The organism is Chryseobacterium culicis (assembly GCF_900108365.1).
GTDB classification, from domain to species: domain Bacteria; phylum Bacteroidota; class Bacteroidia; order Flavobacteriales; family Weeksellaceae; genus Chryseobacterium; species Chryseobacterium culicis.
This window is the reverse complement of sequence record NZ_FNWQ01000003.1, coordinates 90,585-112,956: the sequence shown is the minus strand read 5'-3', so window position 1 is coordinate 112,956 and position 22,372 is coordinate 90,585. Positions and strand designations below refer to the sequence as shown.

The 22,372-nt window shown below is 37.2% G+C and carries 18 protein-coding genes; 13 read left to right on the top strand and 5 right to left on the bottom strand.

The window, feature by feature from the left end; translation table 11 throughout:
- Nucleotide 1: 1 nt before the first annotated feature.
- The 4 genes from BLW74_RS12245 to BLW74_RS12230 all read left to right on the top strand — a co-directional run bounded on the left by BLW74_RS12245 (nt 2) and on the right by BLW74_RS12230 (nt 5,383).
- A complete protein-coding gene (locus tag BLW74_RS12245; protein ID WP_089692708.1) occupies nt 2–1,117 on the top strand; it encodes an efflux RND transporter periplasmic adaptor subunit in 1,116 nt (371 codons plus the stop codon).
- Nucleotides 1,117–4,215, top strand: coding sequence for an efflux RND transporter permease subunit (locus tag BLW74_RS12240; protein WP_089692707.1), 3,099 nt, complete (start codon nt 1,117–1,119; stop codon nt 4,213–4,215). The genes BLW74_RS12245 and BLW74_RS12240 overlap by 1 nt, the downstream gene beginning before the upstream one ends.
- A 254-nt stretch (nt 4,216–4,469) precedes the next feature.
- On the top strand, nt 4,470–4,841 hold the full coding sequence (locus BLW74_RS12235) for a hypothetical protein (RefSeq protein WP_089692706.1): 372 nt from the start codon (nt 4,470–4,472) through the stop codon (nt 4,839–4,841).
- Between the two features lie 44 nt (nt 4,842–4,885).
- Nucleotides 4,886–5,383: a hypothetical protein gene (locus BLW74_RS12230; protein WP_089692705.1), complete on the top strand. Its 498-nt coding sequence runs from the start codon at nt 4,886–4,888 to the stop codon at nt 5,381–5,383.
- A gap of 659 nt (nt 5,384–6,042) precedes the next feature.
- On the opposite strand, the gene BLW74_RS22245 is transcribed toward BLW74_RS12230, so the two are convergent.
- From BLW74_RS22245 to pncB, 4 genes are all read right to left on the bottom strand, one after another.
- Nucleotides 6,043–6,279: a TIGR04149 family rSAM-modified RiPP gene (locus BLW74_RS22245; protein ID WP_139265737.1), complete on the bottom strand. Its 237-nt coding sequence runs from the start codon at nt 6,277–6,279 to the stop codon at nt 6,043–6,045.
- A gap of 259 nt (nt 6,280–6,538) precedes the next feature.
- Nucleotides 6,539–8,134 carry a GEVED domain-containing protein gene (locus tag BLW74_RS12220; protein ID WP_089692703.1) on the bottom strand — a complete coding sequence of 532 codons (1,596 nt, stop codon included), beginning with the start codon at nt 8,132–8,134 and terminating at the stop codon, nt 6,539–6,541.
- 182 nt (nt 8,135–8,316) lie between these two features.
- Complete coding sequence (locus BLW74_RS12215; protein WP_089692702.1) at nt 8,317–8,784, bottom strand: YciI family protein; 468 nt, start codon at nt 8,782–8,784, stop codon at nt 8,317–8,319.
- 4 nt (nt 8,785–8,788) lie between these two features.
- The gene (gene pncB / locus BLW74_RS12210) at nt 8,789–9,967 is read right to left on the bottom strand and encodes a nicotinate phosphoribosyltransferase (RefSeq protein ID WP_089692701.1); all 1,179 of its coding nucleotides are present in this window, start codon (nt 9,965–9,967) and stop codon (nt 8,789–8,791) included.
- A gap of 277 nt (nt 9,968–10,244) precedes the next feature.
- Here pncB and BLW74_RS12205 point away from each other — a divergent pair, with 277 nt between their 5' ends.
- Complete coding sequence (locus tag BLW74_RS12205) at nt 10,245–11,783, top strand: hypothetical protein (RefSeq protein WP_089692700.1); 1,539 nt, start codon at nt 10,245–10,247, stop codon at nt 11,781–11,783.
- Here the strand turns inward: BLW74_RS12205 and BLW74_RS12200 are convergent.
- Nucleotides 11,768–12,244 carry a Dps family protein gene (locus BLW74_RS12200; RefSeq protein WP_089692699.1) on the bottom strand — a complete coding sequence of 159 codons (477 nt, stop codon included), beginning with the start codon at nt 12,242–12,244 and terminating at the stop codon, nt 11,768–11,770. The two genes, BLW74_RS12205 and BLW74_RS12200, sit on opposite strands and share 16 nt — an antisense overlap.
- A gap of 202 nt (nt 12,245–12,446) precedes the next feature.
- Here BLW74_RS12200 and BLW74_RS12195 point away from each other — a divergent pair, with 202 nt between their 5' ends.
- The 8 genes from BLW74_RS12195 to BLW74_RS12160 all read left to right on the top strand — a co-directional run bounded on the left by BLW74_RS12195 (nt 12,447) and on the right by BLW74_RS12160 (nt 22,277).
- Nucleotides 12,447–14,033 (top strand): hypothetical protein, encoded by a 1,587-nt coding sequence (locus BLW74_RS12195; protein WP_089692698.1) that lies wholly within the window; start codon nt 12,447–12,449, stop codon nt 14,031–14,033.
- 209 nt (nt 14,034–14,242) lie between these two features.
- Nucleotides 14,243–14,656, top strand: a complete 414-nt coding sequence (gene rpsL, locus BLW74_RS12190) for a 30S ribosomal protein S12 (RefSeq protein WP_002983146.1) — start codon at nt 14,243–14,245, stop codon at nt 14,654–14,656.
- Between the two features lie 23 nt (nt 14,657–14,679).
- Nucleotides 14,680–15,156 carry a 30S ribosomal protein S7 gene (gene rpsG, locus BLW74_RS12185; RefSeq protein WP_062673583.1) on the top strand — a complete coding sequence of 159 codons (477 nt, stop codon included), beginning with the start codon at nt 14,680–14,682 and terminating at the stop codon, nt 15,154–15,156.
- Nucleotides 15,157–15,162: 6 nt separating this feature from the next.
- The gene (fusA, locus tag BLW74_RS12180) at nt 15,163–17,280 is read left to right on the top strand and encodes an elongation factor G (protein ID WP_089692697.1); all 2,118 of its coding nucleotides are present in this window, start codon (nt 15,163–15,165) and stop codon (nt 17,278–17,280) included.
- 16 nt (nt 17,281–17,296) lie between these two features.
- A complete protein-coding gene (gene rpsJ, locus BLW74_RS12175; protein WP_002661363.1) occupies nt 17,297–17,602 on the top strand; it encodes a 30S ribosomal protein S10 in 306 nt (101 codons plus the stop codon).
- 320 nt (nt 17,603–17,922) lie between these two features.
- Nucleotides 17,923–20,178 carry a TonB-dependent siderophore receptor gene (locus BLW74_RS12170; protein ID WP_089693556.1) on the top strand — a complete coding sequence of 752 codons (2,256 nt, stop codon included), beginning with the start codon at nt 17,923–17,925 and terminating at the stop codon, nt 20,176–20,178.
- Between the two features lie 14 nt (nt 20,179–20,192).
- The gene (locus BLW74_RS12165) at nt 20,193–20,810 is read left to right on the top strand and encodes a hypothetical protein (RefSeq protein ID WP_089692696.1); all 618 of its coding nucleotides are present in this window, start codon (nt 20,193–20,195) and stop codon (nt 20,808–20,810) included.
- 270 nt (nt 20,811–21,080) lie between these two features.
- Complete coding sequence (locus BLW74_RS12160; protein ID WP_089692695.1) at nt 21,081–22,277, top strand: PepSY-associated TM helix domain-containing protein; 1,197 nt, start codon at nt 21,081–21,083, stop codon at nt 22,275–22,277.
- Nucleotides 22,278–22,372: the final 95 nt, after the last annotated feature.

The window sequence follows — 22,372 nt, the reverse complement described above, 5'->3', positions numbered from 1 at the left end:
TATGAACAAAAATAAGACCCTATACATTGCTGCGGCTTATCTGTCTGCCCTCATGATTTTTACAGGCTGTGCCGGAAAACAGGAAAATAAAGAAGCTGAAAAAGGCTACTGCATCAGCAAAGAACTTAAAAAAGATATTAAACTTGCCAAAGCAGAGATACTTCCCATAGAAGAAAGTATTACTCTTACCGGAGAAGTGGAAAGCAACTCCGATAAAACCGTTCCTTTCGTAAGCCTTGTGGATGGAGTGGTTATAGATACCTATTTCTCCCTTGGTGATTATGTAAAAAAAGGCCAAACATTGGCAAGCGTAAAAAGTACAGCTGTGAATGAAATGCAGGATGATACCCAAACTTTGCAGGCTCAGCTCGCCGTTGCGAAAAGAAAGCTGTCTTCCGTAGAAGCCATGTATAAAGATGATATTGCCTCTCAGAAAGATCTACAGGAAGCACGTTCTGAGGTAGCCATATTGCAATCTAATATTTCCAAAACACGAAAAAATATGCAGCTGTATTCAGCAGGTGGAAATACCATTCAGATCAAAGCTCCGGCAGACGGATATGTTATTTCAAAGAATATTTCCAAAGGAATGCCGGTAACAGCAGGGGGAGATCAGCTGTTTACCATTTCCAATCTGGATAAAGTCTGGGTAATGGCGAATGTGTACGCTACCAATATGAGGCATGTATATGTTGACCAGCCTGTAGTGGTGAAGACTCTTGCTTATCCGGATGACAGTTTCTCTGGAAAAATCAATAATATCTCTCAGGTTTTTAACGAAAATGAAAGGGTGCTGAAGGCTAAAATCATTATGGATAATAATGGAATGAAGCTAAGACCGGGTATGTCCGCAGATGTTGTATTGCCTATTAATTCACAAAACAAAAGTGCATTGGCTATTCCTGCAAAGGCTTTAATCTTTGATAACAACCAAAGCTATGTAGTGGTGTATAAAAAAGACTGTGAACTTGAGATCAGACCCGTAACGGAAATTGCTTCCAACAGCCAGTATATTTATGTAGAAGGCAATTTAAAACCAGGTGAAAATGTCATTGCTTCCAACGGACTGCTGATTTATGAAAACCTGAAAAATCAATTAAATAATTCCACGAAGTAATGCGAAAATTTGTACAGAATATAGTTTCCTTCTCGTTAAAAAACTCATTGATTGTTCTGTTGGGGACTTTTCTTTTGCTGGCCGGAGGAATCTATTCCTATATACATACTCCTATTGAAGCATTTCCGGATGTTACCAACACCAGAGTTAGGGTTATTACCCAATGGCCGGGAAGAAGTGCTGAGGAAATTGAAAAATTCGTCACCTTACCCATTTCCAAAGAAATGAATGCCATCCCGAATAAAACTTCCGTGCGTTCCATTTCATTATTCGGATTGTCTGTGGTGACGGTTATTTTTGATGATCATGTCAATGATTTTTATGCCCAGCAGTATGCTTCCAACAAGCTCGGAAATGTAAGCCTTCCCGCCGGAGCAGAATACAGCATTGAACCTCCTTCCGGTGCTACAGGTGAAATTTACAGATATATTATCAAAAGTAAACTTCCGATCAAAGAAGTGACGGCCATTCAGGATTGGGTGGTGGAAAGAGAATTGCTTGCTGTTCCGGGAGTGGCAGATGTGGTAAGCTTTGGTGGAGAAGAGAAAACTTATGAAATAAAAATTAATCCTACGGAATTACACAATTACGACCTATCCCCCCTGGATGTGTATGAAGCAGTTTCGAAGAGTAATATCAATGTAGGAGGAGATGTAGTGGCAAAAGGTGATCAGGCTTATGTAGTGCGGGGGATTGGTCTTTTGGAGAAAAAAGAAGATATTGAGAATATTCAGATCGAGGTAAAAGGTTCTACGCCTATTCTGGTGAAACACGTTGCAGAAGTAAAGGTGTCGGCAAAACCGAGATTGGGACAGGTGGGATATAACAAAGAGAATGATGTTGTAGAAGGAATTGTCATCATGCTTCGGGGTGAAAACCCAAGTGAAGTCATTGCAAGGCTGAAAGACAGAATTGAGCAGCTGAACGGAGGAGAGCTTCCCGGTGATGTTCAGATTGTTCCCATCATTGACCGTACAGAACTTGTGAATACAACGGTTCATACCGTGTCCAAAAACCTTATTGAAGGAGTTATTCTTGTTTCCATTATTGTGTTTATTTTCCTTTACAACTGGAGAACAACCTTTATTGTAGCATCCGTAATCCCTCTGGCTTTCCTGTTTGCGATTATTATGCTGAAAATTCAGGGACTGCCGGCCAACCTGATTTCTATGGGAGCTCTGGATTTCGGACTGCTTCTGGAAGGAACACTGGTCATTGTAGAACATGTCTTCGTTGCCCTCGAACTTAAAGCGAAAAAGATTGGACTGCGGAGATTCAACAAAATTTCAAAACTGGGAATCATCAAGAAAAGCGCAGGAAGTGTAGCAAGTTATATTTTCTTTGCTCTGTTGATTCTGATTGTTGCGCTGATGCCGATTTTCTCTTTCCAGAAAGTAGAAGGAAAAATGTTCTCACCACTAGCATTTACATTGGGGTATGCATTATTAGGATCATTGATCTTAAGTTTGACCTACGTTCCGGCAATGTGTAAACTGCTATTGACAAAGAATATTGAAGAGAAAGAAAACTTTATTTCAAGATTCTTCAGAGTGAATATCTATAGGATTTATGAATTCAGCGACCGTCACAAAAAAGGATTTATCATTGGTTTTGTTGCTTTGCTTGCTGTTTGCGGATGGAGATTCTCCAATTACGGATCTGAATTTTTACCCAAACTGAATGAAGGCGCCATCTACGTAAGAGCAACTCTTCCCAACAGTGTCAATCTGGATGAATCTGTACGGTTGACCAAAGAAATGAAGGAGATTCTCATGAAATATGATGAAGTGAAATTCGTGATGACCCAGACTGGCCGCCCGAATGATGGAACGGATCCCACGGGATTTTTTAATATCGAATTTAATATTCAGCTGAAACCCGAAAATGAATGGAAGAAAAAAATATCCAAAGAAGAACTCCTTGAGGAAATGAGAGTTTCTCTTGAAAAATATCCGGGGATCAACTTTGGATTCAGCCAGCCGATACAGGATAATGTGGAAGAATATGTAGCAGGGGTAAAAGCGCCGCTGGTCATTAAAATTTTTGGTAATGATCTTTTCGAACTTGAAAATTATGCCAATAAAGTAGCTAATTCCATCAGAACAGTTCCGGGAATATCAGATGTGAATGTTTTTAAAAATATCGGGCTTCCGGAATTGAGAATACAGCTTCATGATTCCAAAATGGCAAAATATGGAGTTTCAACAGCAGATGCACAGGCCGTGATTGAAATGACCATCGGAGGACAGGCGGCCACCAAGTTTTATGAAGAAGAAAGAATGTTTGATGTGATGCTCAGGTTCGAAAAAGAATACAGAGATACTCCTGAAAAGATGGGAAATATTCTCATCCCTACCCAGGACAATAAAAAAGTTCCGCTGAAAGAAATTGCCACCATTGACTATCATACAGGGCCGTCATTTATTTATCGTGAAGGGAACAGCAGATACATTGGAGTTGGATTTAATATTGAAGGACGTGACCTCGGAAGTACCATTAAGGAAGCAAAAGCAAAGGTAGATAAAGAAGTAAAGCTTCCTAAGAACCATAAAATGACCTGGGCCGGTGAATTTGAAAGTAAAGAAAGAGCCGCAAAACAGCTGGCTATGGTAGTGCCTATTTCTTTAGTGCTTATTCTGATGCTGCTGTATTTCAATTTCGGAAACATAAAGGACACATTGATTTCTTCCATTACACTGGCTTTTGCATTCATCGGAGGGTTTTTATCCCTTTGGTTGACGGGAACCATCTTCGGTATTTCAGCAGGAATCGGTTTCATCATCCTTTTCGGAGTGGCAACCATAGACGGGATCGTTCTGATTGGAGTCATGAAAGAGAACCTCCAAAACAGAATGTCACTTAAAGAATCTATTTCTCTCGGGGTAAAAAGCCGAATACGTCCGGTAGTGATGATCGCCCTGATGGGATCTATGGGACTTCTCCCCGCAGCAATGTCCAATGGTATGGGGTCAGAAATTCAGAAGCCTTTAGCCATCATGATTGTAGGAGGATTAATCATATGTATGCTTTTGTCATTTACTGTGCTGCCAATTATCTTTCATTATGCCTACCGTAAAAAGCATAAGGAAACAATATAGTTAGTTTCTTTTATTTTGTTCATTATGAGGCCGGGATCCGTGAGGAAGATCCCGGCCTTTTTTGTTAAGAGTTTTTTGTAGATTCTAAAATCTCAATATTTTTTACCACATCACTGCTTTCGCAATTTTTTAGTTCTTTTTAAGGGGATAGTTATAATTATAATATATTGAATAACTTGAGATTTAATTTTTATTATAGTTTGCATCGAAGTGAATTGAAAAAATATTATATTTAATAACTAAAACTCAAATGAATGAAAAAAAACTTTATTATCATGCAGCTCTTGCTGGCTCTCTTCTGTTTTACTTTACAGTCATGTAGAAATGATCTTCTCCTTGATCATCAGGAAATTTATGATAACAGCAATCAATTTAAACTTTACTCAAAGATAATTACGCTGACTGAAAGTAAGCATAAACCCAAACTGATGTCTGAACTGCAAAAAGTAGAAAATGATTTAAAGAAAATCAAACGATTTGTTAAAGGGAAAACTATTGATTATGATAATTTCACCATAGATACTGATTATATTGTCTTCATGGAAAACGGACCCAATTATCATACGTATACTTTAGATCAGTATCTTTTCAATATGAAATACCTGCATCAGGTGGTAAAAAAATAACAGGCTATAGAGTAGAGCCTTGCCCTTAACTAAAAAATACTATTATGAAAACAAATATTTTATTTACATTTTTTATTACTATAATCATTTTTACACAATGTAAATCACAGACAAGTCAACCTATAAACATAGCAGATTATCCCAACTTTTATAATCAGACTATTTCTAATTTAAATAATCTTATGCCAAATAAGACTAATTATTATAATCAACCGCTTTCAGTTTTCCTCCAAGCATTAGCTCAAAACAATATTGTTATAAAGGCTTATGATCCGGGGCCATTTGATAATAATTTCTTATCACTTATGTTTATTAATGATGCAGAAAGCTCTTCAATTATTTATCAAAATGGTTATGTTCAACCTCATATAGCAATAACATATCAACAAACTTTTGATTACCAACAAGCAAGTTCAATTTTAAATCAATATCATTGGTTTTGGAATCCTACAGCAGAGAACTTCTATAAAAATTTAATAATCAAAAAAATAGAATTCTGGTATGTAAGAGGATTAACAAATAAAGCTCAGGCTCCAAAATAATGAGATTTATTTTCTCTTTTTTTATAATGCTTTATTTTCTTAGTGCCTGTACTATGAAACAAAAATGTGCTGCATATCTTTCGACGTGAATTGAAAATATCAAACTTTTCCCTGCCAATAAAATAGATTCTGCCAAAATTAATTATAATTATAAATGCAAAAAGATCTTTAGAAAAGTGTGAAAAACAAGAAAATGCAATATGTATAGATGATTTAAGTACAATGATTTTGAATGCAGAATTTCTATATGGCATGAGTCACTTTAGATCTGTTTTATTTGAGAAATTTAACTCCCAAAAAATGTAAGAAAAGGAGAAAATAGGATTCGTATAATTTTAGGTATTAATGATAATTTAGAAAATATAGAGATTCTAAAATATACTGATAAAAATACCAAAAAAGCTATTGAAGAAGTTTTTAAAGTAAAAGAACTTAATACTTGGAAATCAGCAAAAATGTATGGTATTCTGGTAAAGGAACAATTTGAAATAAGTATTTTTATAGAAAATAAATAACAAAGACAAGCAATAGAAGTCTTGATAAGAGCATAGATAAAATTTAAATAGACAAACAATCCACCAATTCGGTGGATTGTTTGTCTATTTAAAGATACTGAAAAAGTGAGCCGGAAAGCTCACTTTATGTATTGTTTATTAGAATTATGGGGTAATGATAACCGGATCGGGAAAGGGTTCAAGAATCAGTGGTTTGCACATGGCTGCCGGTTGGCAGGTTCCCCCCATGCATATAAAATTAGTCATGGTGGTAGTACCGTCAGGACATCTGATCATGCCTTCACCATGGCATCCTCCGGGGCATTCTGCAGGATACAGTGTTCCTCCGAATACATCTTTCAATTCTGTTCTCGAAAGTTTTGTAAAATTCAGTTTTTTCATGAGATTAATTTTTAATTATGGTATTAATTTGGGTTAACTTACTTACAATGAGTAATGTAAATTGAATTTTGTTACACTAAAGTAGTTAAATTAATTCATTGGAGCAAGATATATCTTGTATTGCGCAGGCTGCTTGTCAATGATAATAAGATACATAGTTTGTTATGTATAAAATGAGTGTTTTGGTCTAGAAGAGTAAAAAAGGGCTATCCCAAAAGAGGAGATAGCCCTGTATTTTTATTACAAATTTCTCGGAACGTTACTTTTTAATCGCTTTGATTGCTTTTACAGTTCCATCTTCCATGTAGAGGTTGATCAGGTATAATCCTGAATTCAGCTCAGAAAGATTAAGTTCGGTGCTTGGGCTAAGGGTTTTTATTACTCTGCCCGAAACATCGCTTACTATAATAGATTTAACGCCTTTGATATCGGAAATTGTTAATTTATCATTAAAAGGATTAGGATAAGCAGAGATCTCTTTTTTCTTGCTCAGGTTGATATCTGAAGTAGAAAGTACATCCTGAACACTTATGGTGTAGTCTTCTGCCTGACCTTGGTTAAGATCCGCACATGGATTGGATAATTCTGTCCTTACAGATGTTGTTGAGCTGTTAAAATGATATTTGATTCTCATTCGGGTATTACCTAAAGCCGCAGTAGCGGGAACAGCGATAGTCTTATTAACGGTTAAAGGGGTACCGGTACCTCCCGCAAAATCAGAAGTGACAAAGTAAGATTCACCAGCATCGGCAAAACTTCCGTTTTGATTCCAGTCTACAAATACAGTAAATCCAAACCGGTTAGTGGTTCCTACTGAGGTACCTGTCATAGATATCGGATAAGAAGTACCTCTTACAACACTGGCTATTTTATTGGTGAAGTTTTCCTGGCCGTCACCAGTATTTGCAGTAGCGCTGGAAGCGTTTGTCATATTACTGAAAACAACATTTGATATAGGATATACACCAAGTTTGGCCAGAAGAGGACCACAATAAGGAGCAAAAGGATTAGCACCGGTTGTGAATGAAATTTCAGGACAGCCTGTAGCATCACCTAAAGCATTGGTAGGAGTTACAGTGGTATATAATGTTGTGTTTTGAGGAAAAGCACTGGAGGCTGTTGGAGTATAGAATGTATTAAATGTGGTTCCGGTATAGACGTTGGAGGCACCTGAGGTAGTACCTACTTTAATTTTATAGGATTCTGCGCCGGCTGTTGCTGCCCAGGAAATCTGCTGGCGAACCGATGTGCCGGTTGCGCCACTTACAGGAGCACTTATAGTGGTACATGCAGGTAGTGCCGTAACTTCCTGTTTAATTTTTACATTATCTATAAAACTGTAAAAGTCATATGTAGTTCCGGTAGTACCTACCGTCTGAATTCGGAGTATGAAATTTCCGTTTACATTCGCAGTTTCAGGGATTGTACCTGTATAGGAAGCGCACGTTTGGGCTGTGGCAGTTAATGTAATGGGTGTACTGACTGGTGTGTAGGTGGTTCCGCCGTCGGTAGAATATTCAACATTAATAGTTCCTCCGATTAAGGTGGAAGTATCGTAGGCAAGTGTTGAATAGGAAAAAGAAATATCAATCTTTTTTCCATTAGCGGTTACACTTGCCGGCTTGGTGTATAACAGGTTTATAGTCCTGTTAGCGGTACTCGAACCATATGATTCAGCACCTATGGATATTGCGCCGTCACAGTTTCCAACAATATATGTTGTGGGCGTTCCGGTGTATCCGCCGGTTATTGTAAAACCTGGATACGTTCCGTTTTCAAAACTTTCCGTGACTAAAATCTGAGCACTGCCCATTATAGAGAGTGCCGCAAAACTCAAGAATAGTAATTTTTTCATATTGGTAAAAGTTTTATTTACCGAATATAATACTATTTGACGATAAAACCAAATATTGAATAAAATCCACAATTATCAATAAGATCAATTATGGATTTTTATTTTATTTTAGATAATTTTGAATGTTTTGTTATTTTTATTCAAAACTACAAATTTTACCGATGAATAGGTAGGGTTGAGCGTTAAGGGTTTTCTTTCGAAATTTCATCGTGATGCTTCAGGTACAATGGCAGGGCAGCAGAACCATACCAGGAGAAAATCTCGTAGCTGAACACACCCGCCTGAACTGCCGGATCTGTTTTTACCCACTGCTCTGCTTCCTCCTTGGATTTTGTATTGAAAATAAACATGCCGCGGTAGTTTTCCTTATTCTTTTCAAGGAAAGGGCCGGCCACTACAATTTTACCTTCGTCCGCCAGTTTCCCGATATTGGCCATATGACCCTTCATGAGTTCTGCCATTTTGGTTTTGTCTTCCATCTTAACGGAACCTGTTGTCAGCATAACCATAGTATAAGGTTTCATTCCATATTTGTCTGCTCCTAAAGAAGCAGCCAGTTCCTGATTAAATACGGAATTTTCTTTTTTCTGCTGGGCAAATGAAAGTCCTGCAGCAAGAATGGTAACAGTGAGGGAAATTTTCAGATTCATATTTTTAGTTTTTAATTCTTAAAAATTCTTTTGCCAGTTCAATCATTTTTGGATCTCCCGTATATTTACCATGTTCATCAGAAAGTTTTACCGTAGGAATCCATTCTTTATTGGGAGCCTGTACACCAATCAGTTTCATGACGATATTCATTGGCTTCAGCCCTACATCATTGGTAAGATTGGTTCCGATGCCAAATGAGATTCCAATTTTTCCTCTGCAGTAATTGGTAATTTCCTCTACTTTTTCAAGATTTAAAGCATCGGAAAATATAATATATTTAAACATAGGATTGATACCGTTTCTTTGATAGTGGGCAATGGTTTTGTCAGCAAATTCTAAAGCATCACCACTGTCATGGCGGACACCATCAAAAAGCTTGGCAAATTTTTTGTCAAACTGCTGGAAGAAAACATCTGTAGTATAAGTGTCAGACAGCGCAACTCCGAGGTCCCCTCTGTAAACATCTACCCAGTGTTCCAGAGCCAGCTCATTGGCCATTTTGAATCCGTATTCGGCAGCGTGGAACATAAACCATTCATGCGCATGGGTTCCAATTGGCTTTACGCCGTACTTCATCGCAAAATGTACATTTGAACTTCCGATGAAAGTAGACTCTTTTTTCTGGGTTAAAGCTTCCATTACCAGGTTCTGAACCTTATAGGAATGTCTTCTTCTGGTCCCAAATTCTGCAAACGTTACTCCCAGCCTGCCTAGTGAGTCTGCCTTTTCCAGCGTTTTGCTCATAACCACTTCATTGGAGTCTCTTTCCATGTGGTTCATTTCATAATGCAGCTCGCTGATCAATGCCAGCAACGGAACTTCCCAAAGAATTGTTCTGTACCATAAACCTTCTACAATCACGGAAAGATCTCCTCCTTCCTGGCGTATTTTTACTTCGGATGGATCGTAGTGGTAGCCTTCTAAAAAATCAAGATAGGGAAGATCAATATAAGGGCATGTTCTTGCCATGAACTTTTTCTCGTCTTTCGTAAGTTTAAGTTCAGCCATTTTATTAACCGCCTCTCTTAAAGCAACATCAAATCCTTCCGGAAAATGGTGCTTTCCCCTGTTGATGAATTCATATTTTACAATAGAACTCGGGAATAGTTTTACCACAGCATTCTGCATGGTTATTTTATAAAAATCATTGTCCAGGATAGAGTTGAGTCTTACGTCGATCATAATATGTGTAATTTTAACGCAAATATAAATATAAAAAAATAAAAACGCCTAAATGTAAGACGATTTTTTTGAAATATTTTCAGGTTTTTGACGGAGCGATTTCCAAAGTAAGAATTATGTATTCAAACTTCTTTCTTCTGTTCGGTGATAGAATCGCTGACTGTAGAGCGGGCCTTGCGGTGTTGTTTTAATGGTGAGTGCAGGAATATAATGGTGATTTTTTTGTGATAAAATTTAATAATCTACTTTTGTTCTCTATTTTTACACAGGCAGTACAATGAAAAAATACGGATTTATAAGTGTTTTTATCTTTCTGGCAGGCTATTTTTTTTACTTAGTTTCAGAAACTCTTTCTTTACCTAAAGGGGTTGGTTACTTTTATCCTGTGGACGATGTGTATATTCATCTGGAGGTGGCAAAAAATATAGCGGATAAATTTTTATTTTCTGTAAACTCCAATTCATTTGATCCCGCATCTTCATCTATATTGTATAGTTTTTTTTTAAGCCTTTTAATAAAAATGCTGGGGGATTCATCTTATTATCCCTTGTTTATTAATTTTACGTTTGGGGTTTTAACAAGCTTTTATGCCGCCCATTTTGTTTTCCTTCAATATGGAAAAAAGTTTGCTCTTTTTTTTGCTCTTCTCCTGCAGCCCCTTGCAATGATCTATCTCTCCTCTATATTAGGAATGGAGCATACCCTTCATATGTTTCTGATAGTACTTTTTTTTATTTTTTATAATAAATTAGCCATAGGAAGCTTAAACGCTTTCTCGCATTTATTAATAGTTGTTTTCTTTCTTGGAGCGGTAAGATTTGAAAGTGTATTCTTAATTTCTGCCGTTGTTTTTGTTTTCATGCTTCAGAAGAAATTCAAACAGGGCTTGCTGATGGGTATTGCTGGATTTTCTCCCATAATTATTTATGGAATATATTCTCTTCTTATGGGAGGTTTATTTTTTCCCAATTCAATACTTGTGAAGAGTAATTTTCATGTTTCAGATGTAGAAGGTTTGATAGTAATTCTGAAAAGCAGGTTTCTGAGTATGGATTATATCAAATATCTGCTTCCTTTCAGTCTGTTTTATGGGATGTATGTTTTTTACAGGTACAGAAATTTAAAATTTCAAAGTGTTCTCGAAAGGGAAGCATTACCCATTATAATTTTGCTGACTTCTTACGGGCAGCTCATTTTTGGAATAATGACATTTCGATATGAAAATTATTTGATGATCGCCTATCTTTTTATTGTAGTCCAAATTTGTGATTTTTATGTTAAAACTTCAGATTTCTCTATTCCTAAGCTGTTTGCTGCTTTATTTGTAGGCTATTCGGTAGTTTTTGGACTATCTAAAATGTATTGGTACCATCCGGTTCTATATACTGATTCTAAAAATCTTTATTACAATCAATATAAGCTCGCGGAGTTTTTAAAAAAGTATTATCAGTCTGAAACAGTTGTAGCCAATGATATTGGCGCAATCACTTATTTCACGAATATTGAAGTTTTAGATATGTATGGATTGGGAAGTACAGAAGTTGCACAATATAAATATCAAAACCCTCTCCAGGATGATTTTTCGTATTTTATGGGAAAACTGAGTGCCAGTAAAAAAGCCCGAATTGCTGCGATATATCCGGAGTGGTTTGCAGGACAAGTCCCCAAAAATTGGATTTTTGTAGGAAGGTGGAAAATGAATGATTTCAGAAATCCTAATATAAGGTATGTCAACTTTTATGCTGTAACAAAAAGTAACATACCTTATTTAAGAAAAAGTTTAAAAGAGTTTGAATACAATTACTTTCCAAGATAAGAGTTATACATCCATACTTCTTTCTCCTGTTCGGTAATATAGTCGCTCATCTGAGAATTGGTACCTTCGTCTCCGGCTTTATCAGTAATATCTAAAAGCTCTCTCTGAAGATCAATCACAACTTTAAATGCGCTTAGAATCTGCTCTACACTTTTGGTGCCGTCAGTAACTTCTTTACTTTCTTTTATTGTTGCTACTTTTAAATAATCTGAATAATTGTGCGCAGGAGTTGCTCCTAACGTAAGAATTCTTTCTGCAATTTCATCGATCTTTAATACAAGGCTGTTGTACAATTCCTCAAACTTTGGATGGAGTGTGAAGAACTGATCTCCTTTAATATTCCAGTGTGAGCCTCTCGTGTTCTGATAGAATACAGAATAGTTAGCCAATAATACGTTTAGTTTGTCTGAAATGTTTTTGCAATCGGCTTCTTTAAGGCCGATAATACTCGCGTTTTTCATATGTATATATTTATTTTTTTAATGTCAGATACAATCACTTCATCCACTGAGTATATATGGAGTTTTTATATGTGACTGATAGTTTACCATTTTTGTACATCTCAAATTTACGAAATATCGTGCCGAAGTTCCATGAATATTAATAGATCATAACTATGAGAAAGTTTTTAAATATAGTTTGTAAGTATTAATATTGCAGAATATGAAAAGCTTTTTGATTACAGCGGCGGTATTTTTCGGGATTTGTTTTATCTATATCCTGACCATGCTGTCTGTCACGGAGAACAATTTTACCTATATCGTAGACGATGCTTATATTCATATGGCTGTGGCCAAGAATTTTGCTCTGCACGGAGTTTGGGGAATGACAAAATATGCCTTTTCATCATCTTCCTCATCGCCTGTTTTTACATTCATACTTAGTTTTCTGATTGCAGTTTTTGGAAATCATATTCTTATACCTTTGATCTTTAATTTGTCTGTGGCCTGTTTGCTTATCGCCATCCTTACAAAATACTTTTCAGGCTATCTGAGTGAAGCAAAACATATTACAGCAGCCTGTCTATTTGCTCTTTTTCTCGCTGTAATGCATGTACAGGTAGTGGCAGGAATGGAGCATGTATTGCAGGTGCTGATCATCGCTGTTAATATATATTGCTTTCAAAAGTGGTTTGAAAAAGACTTTAAGAGCAATTTTTTCTCCCTCGGATTTTATGGTACAATTCTTTTTCTGGGGCTTATCAGATTTGAAAGTATGTTTTACTTTCTGTCACTTGCGTTTGTCTTTTTATTGATCAGAAAATTCAAGGATGCATTTCTTGTCCTTTTGATTGGTTTCCTTCCCATTCTCTTGTTCGGATATTTTAATCAGCAGCACAGTGGATATTTTTTTCCAAATTCTGTTGTTGTAAAAGGAGCTTTGATTGATTTTTCAGGAAATGTACCAGGGCAGATCGGTAAGATCATTCTGTGGAATGTATTTTTGAATATCACTTTCTATAAAATAGGAATATTTCCTCTGCTGATAATTGCTGTTTTACTGTACAGGGATTATAAAAGTAAGTTGGTGTTTCAGGAAATGCTGAAAAAGAACTTTCTTCCCGTTGTTTTGGCTCTTACGCTGATCTTACATTGTCTGCTGGGCGATGTTAAAATTATCTTCAGATACGAAGCGTATCTGATGGCGGCATTTGTAATGGTTTTAGTTCCCAGGCTTACCGTTTTTATTACCAACCCTTTTTATGCCTTTAGAAAAGATAAGGCAACAGGAATTTTTATTGCTGCTAATGCCTTATTGTTGCTGTATAAGTTTGGCTTTGCCCACTTTATTATTACCAGCGGGAGCGCCAATATTTACGAACAGCAGATACAGTCTGCAAGATTTCTGAAAAAATATTACAATACTTCCCATATTGTTGCCAATGATATTGGGGCCATCTGCTATTATACGGATATTCATTTGCTGGATGTTATCGGGCTAGGGTCTAAAGAAATGTTAGATATTAAAGTCAGAAAAACCGTATTTGATGATGAGGTGGAGGAATTTCTTGCCGGTTATACTAAGGAAAATCACTACCAGCTGGCCATTATCTATGAGAAGTGGTTTGATGGACACATACCGGAAAGCTGGAAGAAAATAGCTGATCTGGAAGTCAGCGGAAAGAGTATCGTATTAGGGGACCGGCATGTGGTAATATATTCCATAGACCCTCTTTCCTCTGATGCGTTGAAAAAAAATATAAAAGATTTCAATTGGAACAGAAATGTGACAGTTAAAATAGTTGAATAAATAAAATTTCATAATTATTTAATACTCATTTTTTAGACTGTAAAATCTGCGGTACCTGATCTCTTTTCCTTTTATATATTATGTTTCTTTGATGAACATTCTGAAACCTGTTGTATTTTGCTGTAAGTATTTGATTTTAATTTTTATATAAGTGTTTGCAGATTAAAAAAATATTATTATTTTTGCACCCTAAAATAAAAAGCAATTAAATGCCTACTATTCAACAATTAGTAAGAAAAGGAAGAGCCACGCTTGCCAAGAAGAGCAAATCGGCTGCCCTTGATTCTTGTCCACAAAGACGTGGTGTATGTACGAGAGTATATACAACTACACCTAAGAAACCTAACTCTGCACTTAGAAAAGTAGCAAGGGTAAGACTTTCTAACGGTAAAGAAGTGAATGCCTATATCCCGGGCGAAGGACATAATCTTCAAGAGCACTCGATAGTATTGGTTAGAGGCGGAAGGGTGAAAGACCTACCGGGAGTACGTTACCACATCGTAAGAGGTGCATTAGACACCGCTGGTGTAAATGGAAGAACTCAGAGAAGATCTAAGTACGGAGCTAAGAGACCTAAACCAGGACAAGCAGCTGCTGCTCCTGCAAAAGGAAAGAAAAAATAATCATTAAATAAGGTACAAAAGCAATGAGAAAGACAAAAGCGAAAAAAAGACCGTTGTTACCAGATCCGAAATTTAATGATCAATTGGTAACGAGATTCGTAAACAACCTAATGCTTGACGGTAAGAAGTCAATCGCATTCAAAATTTTCTATGATGCATTAGATATCGTAGAAACTAAAAAAGGAGATAACGAAAAAACTGCACTTGAAATCTGGAAAGATGCACTTACAAATGTAATGCCTCACGTAGAAGTACGTTCTAGAAGAGTAGGTGGAGCTAACTTCCAAATCCCTATGCCAATCAGAGCCGACAGAAAAATTTCTATGGCAATGAAATGGTTAATCAAATATTCTAAAGCTAGAAATGATAAGTCTATGGCTTTGAAATTAGCTAACGAAGTAGTAGCTGCTTCAAGAGAAGAAGGTGCTGCTTTCAAAAAGAAATCTGATACTCACAAAATGGCGGAAGCTAACAAAGCTTTCTCACACTTCAAATTCTAATCTGAAATGGGAAGAGATCTTAAATTTACAAGAAATATTGGTATCGCTGCTCACATTGATGCAGGTAAGACTACCACTACAGAAAGGATTCTATTCTATACAGGGGTAAACCACAAAATTGGAGAGGTTCACGATGGTGCTTCTACAATGGACTGGATGGAGCAGGAAGCAGAAAGAGGTATTACGATTACTTCTGCAGCGACCACTTGTTCTTGGAACTTTCCAACAGATCAAGGAAAAGCTTTACCAGAAACTAAACCTTACCACTTCAACATCATCGATACACCGGGACACGTTGACTTCACCGTAGAAGTAAACAGATCTTTAAGAGTATTGGATGGATTGGTATTCTTATTCTCTGCAGTAGATGGAGTAGAGCCTCAGTCTGAAACAAACTGGAGACTTGCTGACAACTACAAAGTAGCTAGAATGGGATTCGTAAACAAAATGGACAGACAAGGTGCTGACTTCCTTAACGTGGTAAACCAGGTTAAAGAAATGTTAGGATCTAACGCAGTTCCAATCGTTTTACCAATCGGTGCTGAAGAAGATTTTAAAGGAGTTGTTGACTTAATTAAAAACAGAGCGATCATCTGGGATGAAGCAGGACAAGGAGCTACTTTCGAAGTAGTGCCAATTCCTGAAGACATGAAGGATGAAGTTCTTGAATACAGAGAGAAATTAGTAGAAGCTGTTTCTGAATATGACGAAACTTTGATGGAGAAATTCTTCGAAGATCCGGATTCAATTACAGAAGAAGAAATCAATGCTGCATTGAGAGCTGCTACTATCGATTTATCTATTATCCCTATGACTTGTGGTTCTTCGTTCAAGAACAAAGGAGTACAGTTTATGTTGGATGCAGTATGTAAATATCTGCCTTCTCCATTGGATAAAGATGATATCAAAGGTACTGACCCAAGAACTGATGCTGAAATTACAAGAAAACCATCTGTAGATGAGCCTTTCGCAGCATTAGCATTCAAAATTGCTACTGACCCGTTCGTAGGAAGATTAGCATTCTTCAGAGCATACTCTGGAAGACTGGATGCAGGTTCTTATATCTTGAACACCCGCTCAGGAGACAAAGAAAGAATCTCTAGAATCTATCAGATGCACGCTAACAAGCAAAACCCGGTAGAATATATTGAAGCTGGTGATATTGGTGCAGCGGTAGGTTTCAAATCTATCAAAACCGGTGATACGATGTGTGATGAGAAAAACCCGATCATTCTTGAATCTATGGTTTTCCCTGATCCGGTAATTGGTATCGCTGTTGAGCCTAAAACTAAAGCTGACCAGGATAAAATGGGTAACGCTTTAGCTAAACTGGCAGAAGAAGATCCAACGTTTACTGTTAGAACTGACGAAGCTTCTGGACAAACGATCATCTCTGGTATGGGTGAGCTTCACTTAGATATCATTGTAGACCGTATGAAGAGAGAGTTCAAGGTTGAAGTAAACCAGGGACAGCCTCAGGTAGAGTACAAAGAAAACTTAACAAAAGTTGCTCAACACAGAGAAGTTTACAAAAAACAATCTGGTGGTAAAGGTAAATTTGCTGACATTGTATTTGAACTAGGACCTGCAGACGAAGGTAAAGTTGGTTTAGAATTCATCAATGAGATCAAAGGTGGTAACGTTCCTAGAGAATTTGTTCCTGCAATTGAAAAAGGATTTAAAGCTGCAATGAAGAACGGTCCATTGGCTGGTTTCGAAGTTGAAGGTATTAAAGTTACTCTTAAAGATGGATCTTTCCACGCAGTGGATTCTGATGCTCTTTCATTTGAAATGGCTGCTAAATTAGGATTTAAAGAAGCGGGACGTGCTGCTAAGCCAGTAATTATGGAGCCAATTATGAAACTGGAAGTTGTAACTCCGGAAGAATATATGGGTAACATCATTGGTGACCTTAACAAGAGAAGAGGTACTATCAGTGGTCAGGAAGAGAAAAACGGTGCCGTTGTAATCAAAGGTTCTGTTCCACTTTCTGAAATGTTTGGATACGTAACTACTCTAAGAACACTTTCATCAGGAAGAGCTACTTCTTCTATGGAATTAGAGAAGTACCAGGCTACTCCACAAAACGTTGCTGAAGAAATCATAGCTAAAGCAAAAGGTTAATTTTTAAATTAAAGAAATGTCACAAAGAATCAGAATAAAACTAAAATCTTACGATTACAACTTGGTAGACAAGTCTGCTGAGAAAATCGTAAAAACGGTAAAGGCTACTGGTGCTGTTGTAAACGGTCCAATTCCATTGCCTACGAACAAGAGAATCTTCACAGTGTTGAGATCTCCGCACGTAAACAAGAAAGCAAGAGAGCAGTTCCAACTTTCAGCTCACAAGAGACTGATGGATATCTACTCTTCTTCTTCTAAAACTGTTGATGCTCTAATGAAATTAGAACTTCCTTCAGGTGTAGACGTTGAAATTAAAGTGTGATAAAAGCATACTTTGCAATGATTATACAATCCGTTCCTTTTTAAGGAACGGATTTTTTTATGCGTCCTATTTATAAACAAACCAGAATTAAAGCAGGTTTATCCGTCACCCACTCAGCTTTTTTTATTATACGTTCTACAACCATAAAAAGCCTTCGGGGGATAACTCATAATAATAGAATAGATCTGTTTGGGGATTCTAAAGAGTCTGTAGAAACCATTAAAAATCTGATATTAATAGTTCTTTTCAGCGTGACATATGTCACCTCTCTTTATTTATTTAGAATTAATAAAAATAATAATTTTGTAAAAAATTATCAGATGAATAAAGTAGTATCCTTTTCTCTGCTGGTATTGGGTGGGGTTCTTGCCAATGCGCAGAAAGTAAATGATTCAGTAAAGCACAAGAAAATAGAAGAAGTAGAATTATTTGGTGAAAAAAAGAAACAGCCGCAGGGCCTGGATGCCATTACCAGACTGCCTTTGAAAACCAGAGATCAGATTCAGAGTATTTCTATAATCTCCCATAAAGCGATTGAAGAACTAGGAGCACTTACAGTCACTGATGTAGCCAAAAACGTTCCGGGAGTAACTCTATTTTCAAGCTATGGTGGTGGAAACGAAAGTATGTCCATCAGAGGGTATCGTGGGGTTCCCGTATTGAAAAACGGAGTTCAGCTGGATTCTGATTTCCGTACCGCTGGGATGATCACAGATATGCAGGGAGTAGAAAGTATCCAGGTAATCAAAGGTTCTGCTGCCATTGGCCAGGGAATTGGAAACGGATTGGGATCTGCGGGAGGAGTCATTAATGTGGTGACGAAAAGGCCACAGTTTATTGATCAGACCAATGTAGGATTCCGTTATGGAAGCTGGGATTTTTACAGACCTACAGTAGATTTCCAGAGCGTATTGGATTCTCAGGGTAAAGTAGCAGTGAGATTCAACGGGGCGTATCAGAATAACAATTCATTCAGAAGCCACGTAAAAGGGGAAAGAATTTATGTAAATCCCTCCATTGCTTTCCGTCCTGATGATAAAACGTTAATCAATGTGGAAATGGATTATCTGCATGATAAAAGAACACCGGACAGAGGAACAATCAACCTTGCTCCGGGAACCGTTGAAGCATTGTACCACATGCCAAAAGGAAAGTTTTTGGGATATGCATCTGATTATTCAAAAACAGAAACCTTCAACTTTGCTACAACCATTGTACGTAATCTTACCGATAAATTAAAAGTGAGAGCCGCTTTCGTTAATTCCGTAAGCAACACAGATTCTGAAGCTTCATCCGTATCATTACCGGCAGGTGAAACCAATTATAATATCAGACAGCGTACCATAGGAAAATCGCAGGGTGAAGATATCAATAAAGTATTACAGCTGGACTTCATCGGAGAACAGATCAAAACAGGATTCATCAGCCATACCTTCCAGGTAGGTTTTGACTGGAGAGAAACCGAAACTTCATCTACAACATATGAAGCTTACAAAAACTCAATCGCACCTAGTAATTTAATTACAGCACGTGCCACAAAAATAGGAAGTACAACTTACGCTGCAAATCCACTGGATATTTTTGACGTAGTAAACGGAAGTATCCCGAATCAGCTTCCTGTGAATGTGATTTACAAAAGCCTTGGAAGATCAAACCCAGTTTTGACACCAAGTATCGGGGCGATGGCGCAGGATGTAATGACGATAGGAAAATATGTGAAAGCACATTTAGGAGTTCGTTACAGCAGATTGAACGGTTCTGCCAACGAGTCTGTAGATACATGGAATCCTAATTTCGGATTAATTGTTTCTCCACTTCCCAATGTGAACGTATTCGGATCATATACCACTACAACCTCTTTAAGATCTTCCAATAACTTCCTTTTAGACGGTGGCAGAGTAGGTCCATCAATGACGAAACAATGGGAAGCAGGGATTAAGTCAGACTGGTTCAATGAACGACTTAGATTTAACGTAACCGTATTTGACATTAAAACGGATCATCTTTCTTTCACCATCCTTGACGAAAACTACAACCCTGTTGTGATCAACAAACAAACCATGTATGGTCTTGCAGGAAACCTTAGAAGAAAAGGAGTAGAAGTAGAATTGATCGGAAGAATTCTTCCGAACCTTCAGGTGATGTCAGGATGGGCCTATCTGGATGCACAATATCAGGACAGCCCTGCCTATATCAACGGGTCAGCACCAATGAACGCTCCTAAACACACCGCAAACGGATGGTTGAATTATAAATTCAATAAAGGAACTTTATCAGGACTTGATGTAGGAGCAGGAATTTACTACGTTGGAAAAAGACCCGTTGACGAGTGGACTCAAAAAACATTTACTGCAGGCCACCTGAACAGTGTAAAACCGGGAGATAAACCTTTCGATATGCCTGAATATACTACAGTAGACGCTCAGGTAGGATATACACTTAAAAACGGAATGGGAATAAGAGTGTTTTTCAATAATATTTTTGATAGTGTAGGGTACAGCTCTTATTTCAGAGGAGGATTTATTGATCAGATTCAGCCTAGAAACTTTGCGGTGCAGGTAAATTATAAATTTTAATCAACAAAAGCATTATGAAAAATATCAGAACACTATTCTTTGTATTAGTTCTTGGAGCCATTGCGACGTCATGCTCCGGAGACAAAAAGAAAGGAATAGATTATAACCAGTTCAAAACAGAAGTGAAACTGACTCCTGAACAGGAAAAAAGCTTCAATGAGATCACTGCAAAGTATCAGCAGCTTCAGGAACAGAATTTTCAGGCTGCAAAAGCACAGGGAGGTAATATGGACCGCGTAGCTTTAGGTATCAGAAATGAAGAACTGAGAGCGCAGCAGTCTATAGAAATGGCAGCCGTTTTAGATGCTCCTCAAATGGAGAAGTTCAATAAGTTTGTTGATGAAAATTCCAGAAAAAGGCCAAGATATGACAATGCATTGTTAGAAAGAATCAAAACGGAAGCTCAGCTTTCCGAAGATGAATTCAAAATGGTGAATGCAGCTAATGATGCTTTTGAAAAAGCTTTCAATGATGCTCATGATGTCTATCACGGAAATAATGATCTGGCAAAAGAATACTGGGTGAAATTTGACGCTCAGAGAAAATTGGCCATTCAAAAAGCTCTTACTCCTGAACACTTTTCAAAATTCGAAGAGATTGTAAAAGATGTTCAGTTCAAAGGAAGAAAATAAACGACATTGATACCAGTGAGGGCAGGAAGCGGGAAGGAATAGTTGGATATCACAGTGGCAAAAGTTCTTACTGCTTTAAGAAAACGTATTCAATTTGGTGAATGTAGATTAGAGGTAAGCCAGTAAACTTTTAGACCATCATGGCTTCCATCATAAGCTTAGCGCACCGTTGCCCGAATTTGTATTAACTTTTTTTAATTTATTCATATCAATTTTAATTTAAAAACATTAAGACGGTATTTACTGTCTTAATGTTTTTGCTGTTAAACAATGAGATTATTATTCAAAAGTCTTTACAGGAAAAGAAGAAAAAACGAATCGGTTACCAAATACCTGATGTGGATCATGCACCTCTGGCTGGGACTTTTATCCAGTATTATTGTTTTTGTAATGTGCCTTACCGGATGCCTGTATGCCTTCAAAAATCAGATCACAGATTTCAGCAACAGAAATAAGATTTATATCAACTCAGATTCTGGAACGGCTATGAACCCGGATTTGATTCAGTCAGAACTATTAAAACAGAATAAAGAACTGACGTCACTGGTGATCCCCGATGATAAAACGAAAAGTTATGTGATAGGCTACCGCGAAAATAATCTCGATAAAAGTACTTATTATGACCAGTACACAGGTCAACTTCTGGGACAGCCGAATGTAAGTTCTGCTCAGTTCTTTGACACAGTGCTTGACCTTCACAGAAATCTGATGATGGGAAATGTGGGAAGGCAGATTGTGGGAGCATCAGTTTTACTATTCTGTATACTTCTTTTCTCTGGTTTAATTCTTTGGCTCCCAAAGAAACTTAAATTTCTCAAGCAGGGCCTAACAATCATGTTTAAAGCAAAATTTCAGAGAGTTAATTATGATCTTCATAATACACTTGGCTTTTATGCCTTTTTAATGCTTTTCTTTATGGCTGTTACCGGATTATATGTTACTTATCCATGGGTCAAAAACGGTCTCATTGTCAGCTTGGGAGGATCATCCATTGACTCGGTTTCCGGAGACAAAGATCAGAAGGACGATCCCTTTGGAGGACTGCTCGAAGATATGCTTCAAAAGCAGGATGAAAAGAAAAATCTAAAAAATGCAGCTTCAGCCTCTGTGGATAAAATTTTAAAATTGTCTCATCATCATTTACCTTACGATGCTGTTACCAGTATACAGCTTCCCAATAAACAAAATCCGAGATATGTTGTGATTAAGACTAACAGACAGAACTTTCTCGGGATGATGCTTCCGGATGAAGTCACTTTTGATAAAACCGGAGTCTTCAAAACGAAAGAACTGTTTTCAGACAAACCTCTCCACAAACAATTTACAGCTCTGGCAAAACCTTTGCATACCGGAGAGATTATGGGGCTGCCAAGCATTATTCTTTATTTCATCATTTCTCTTATCGGCTGCTCTCTTCCTGTGACAGGTTTTATCATCTGGTGGCACAAGTTCAGGAAAATGAAATAAAAGATAGGTTAAACAGCACTGAAGTACTTTAGATACCTCATATTGTTTATCTTTTCATGTTTTCAGATTAATTTTTTATACATTTAATGTTCTAA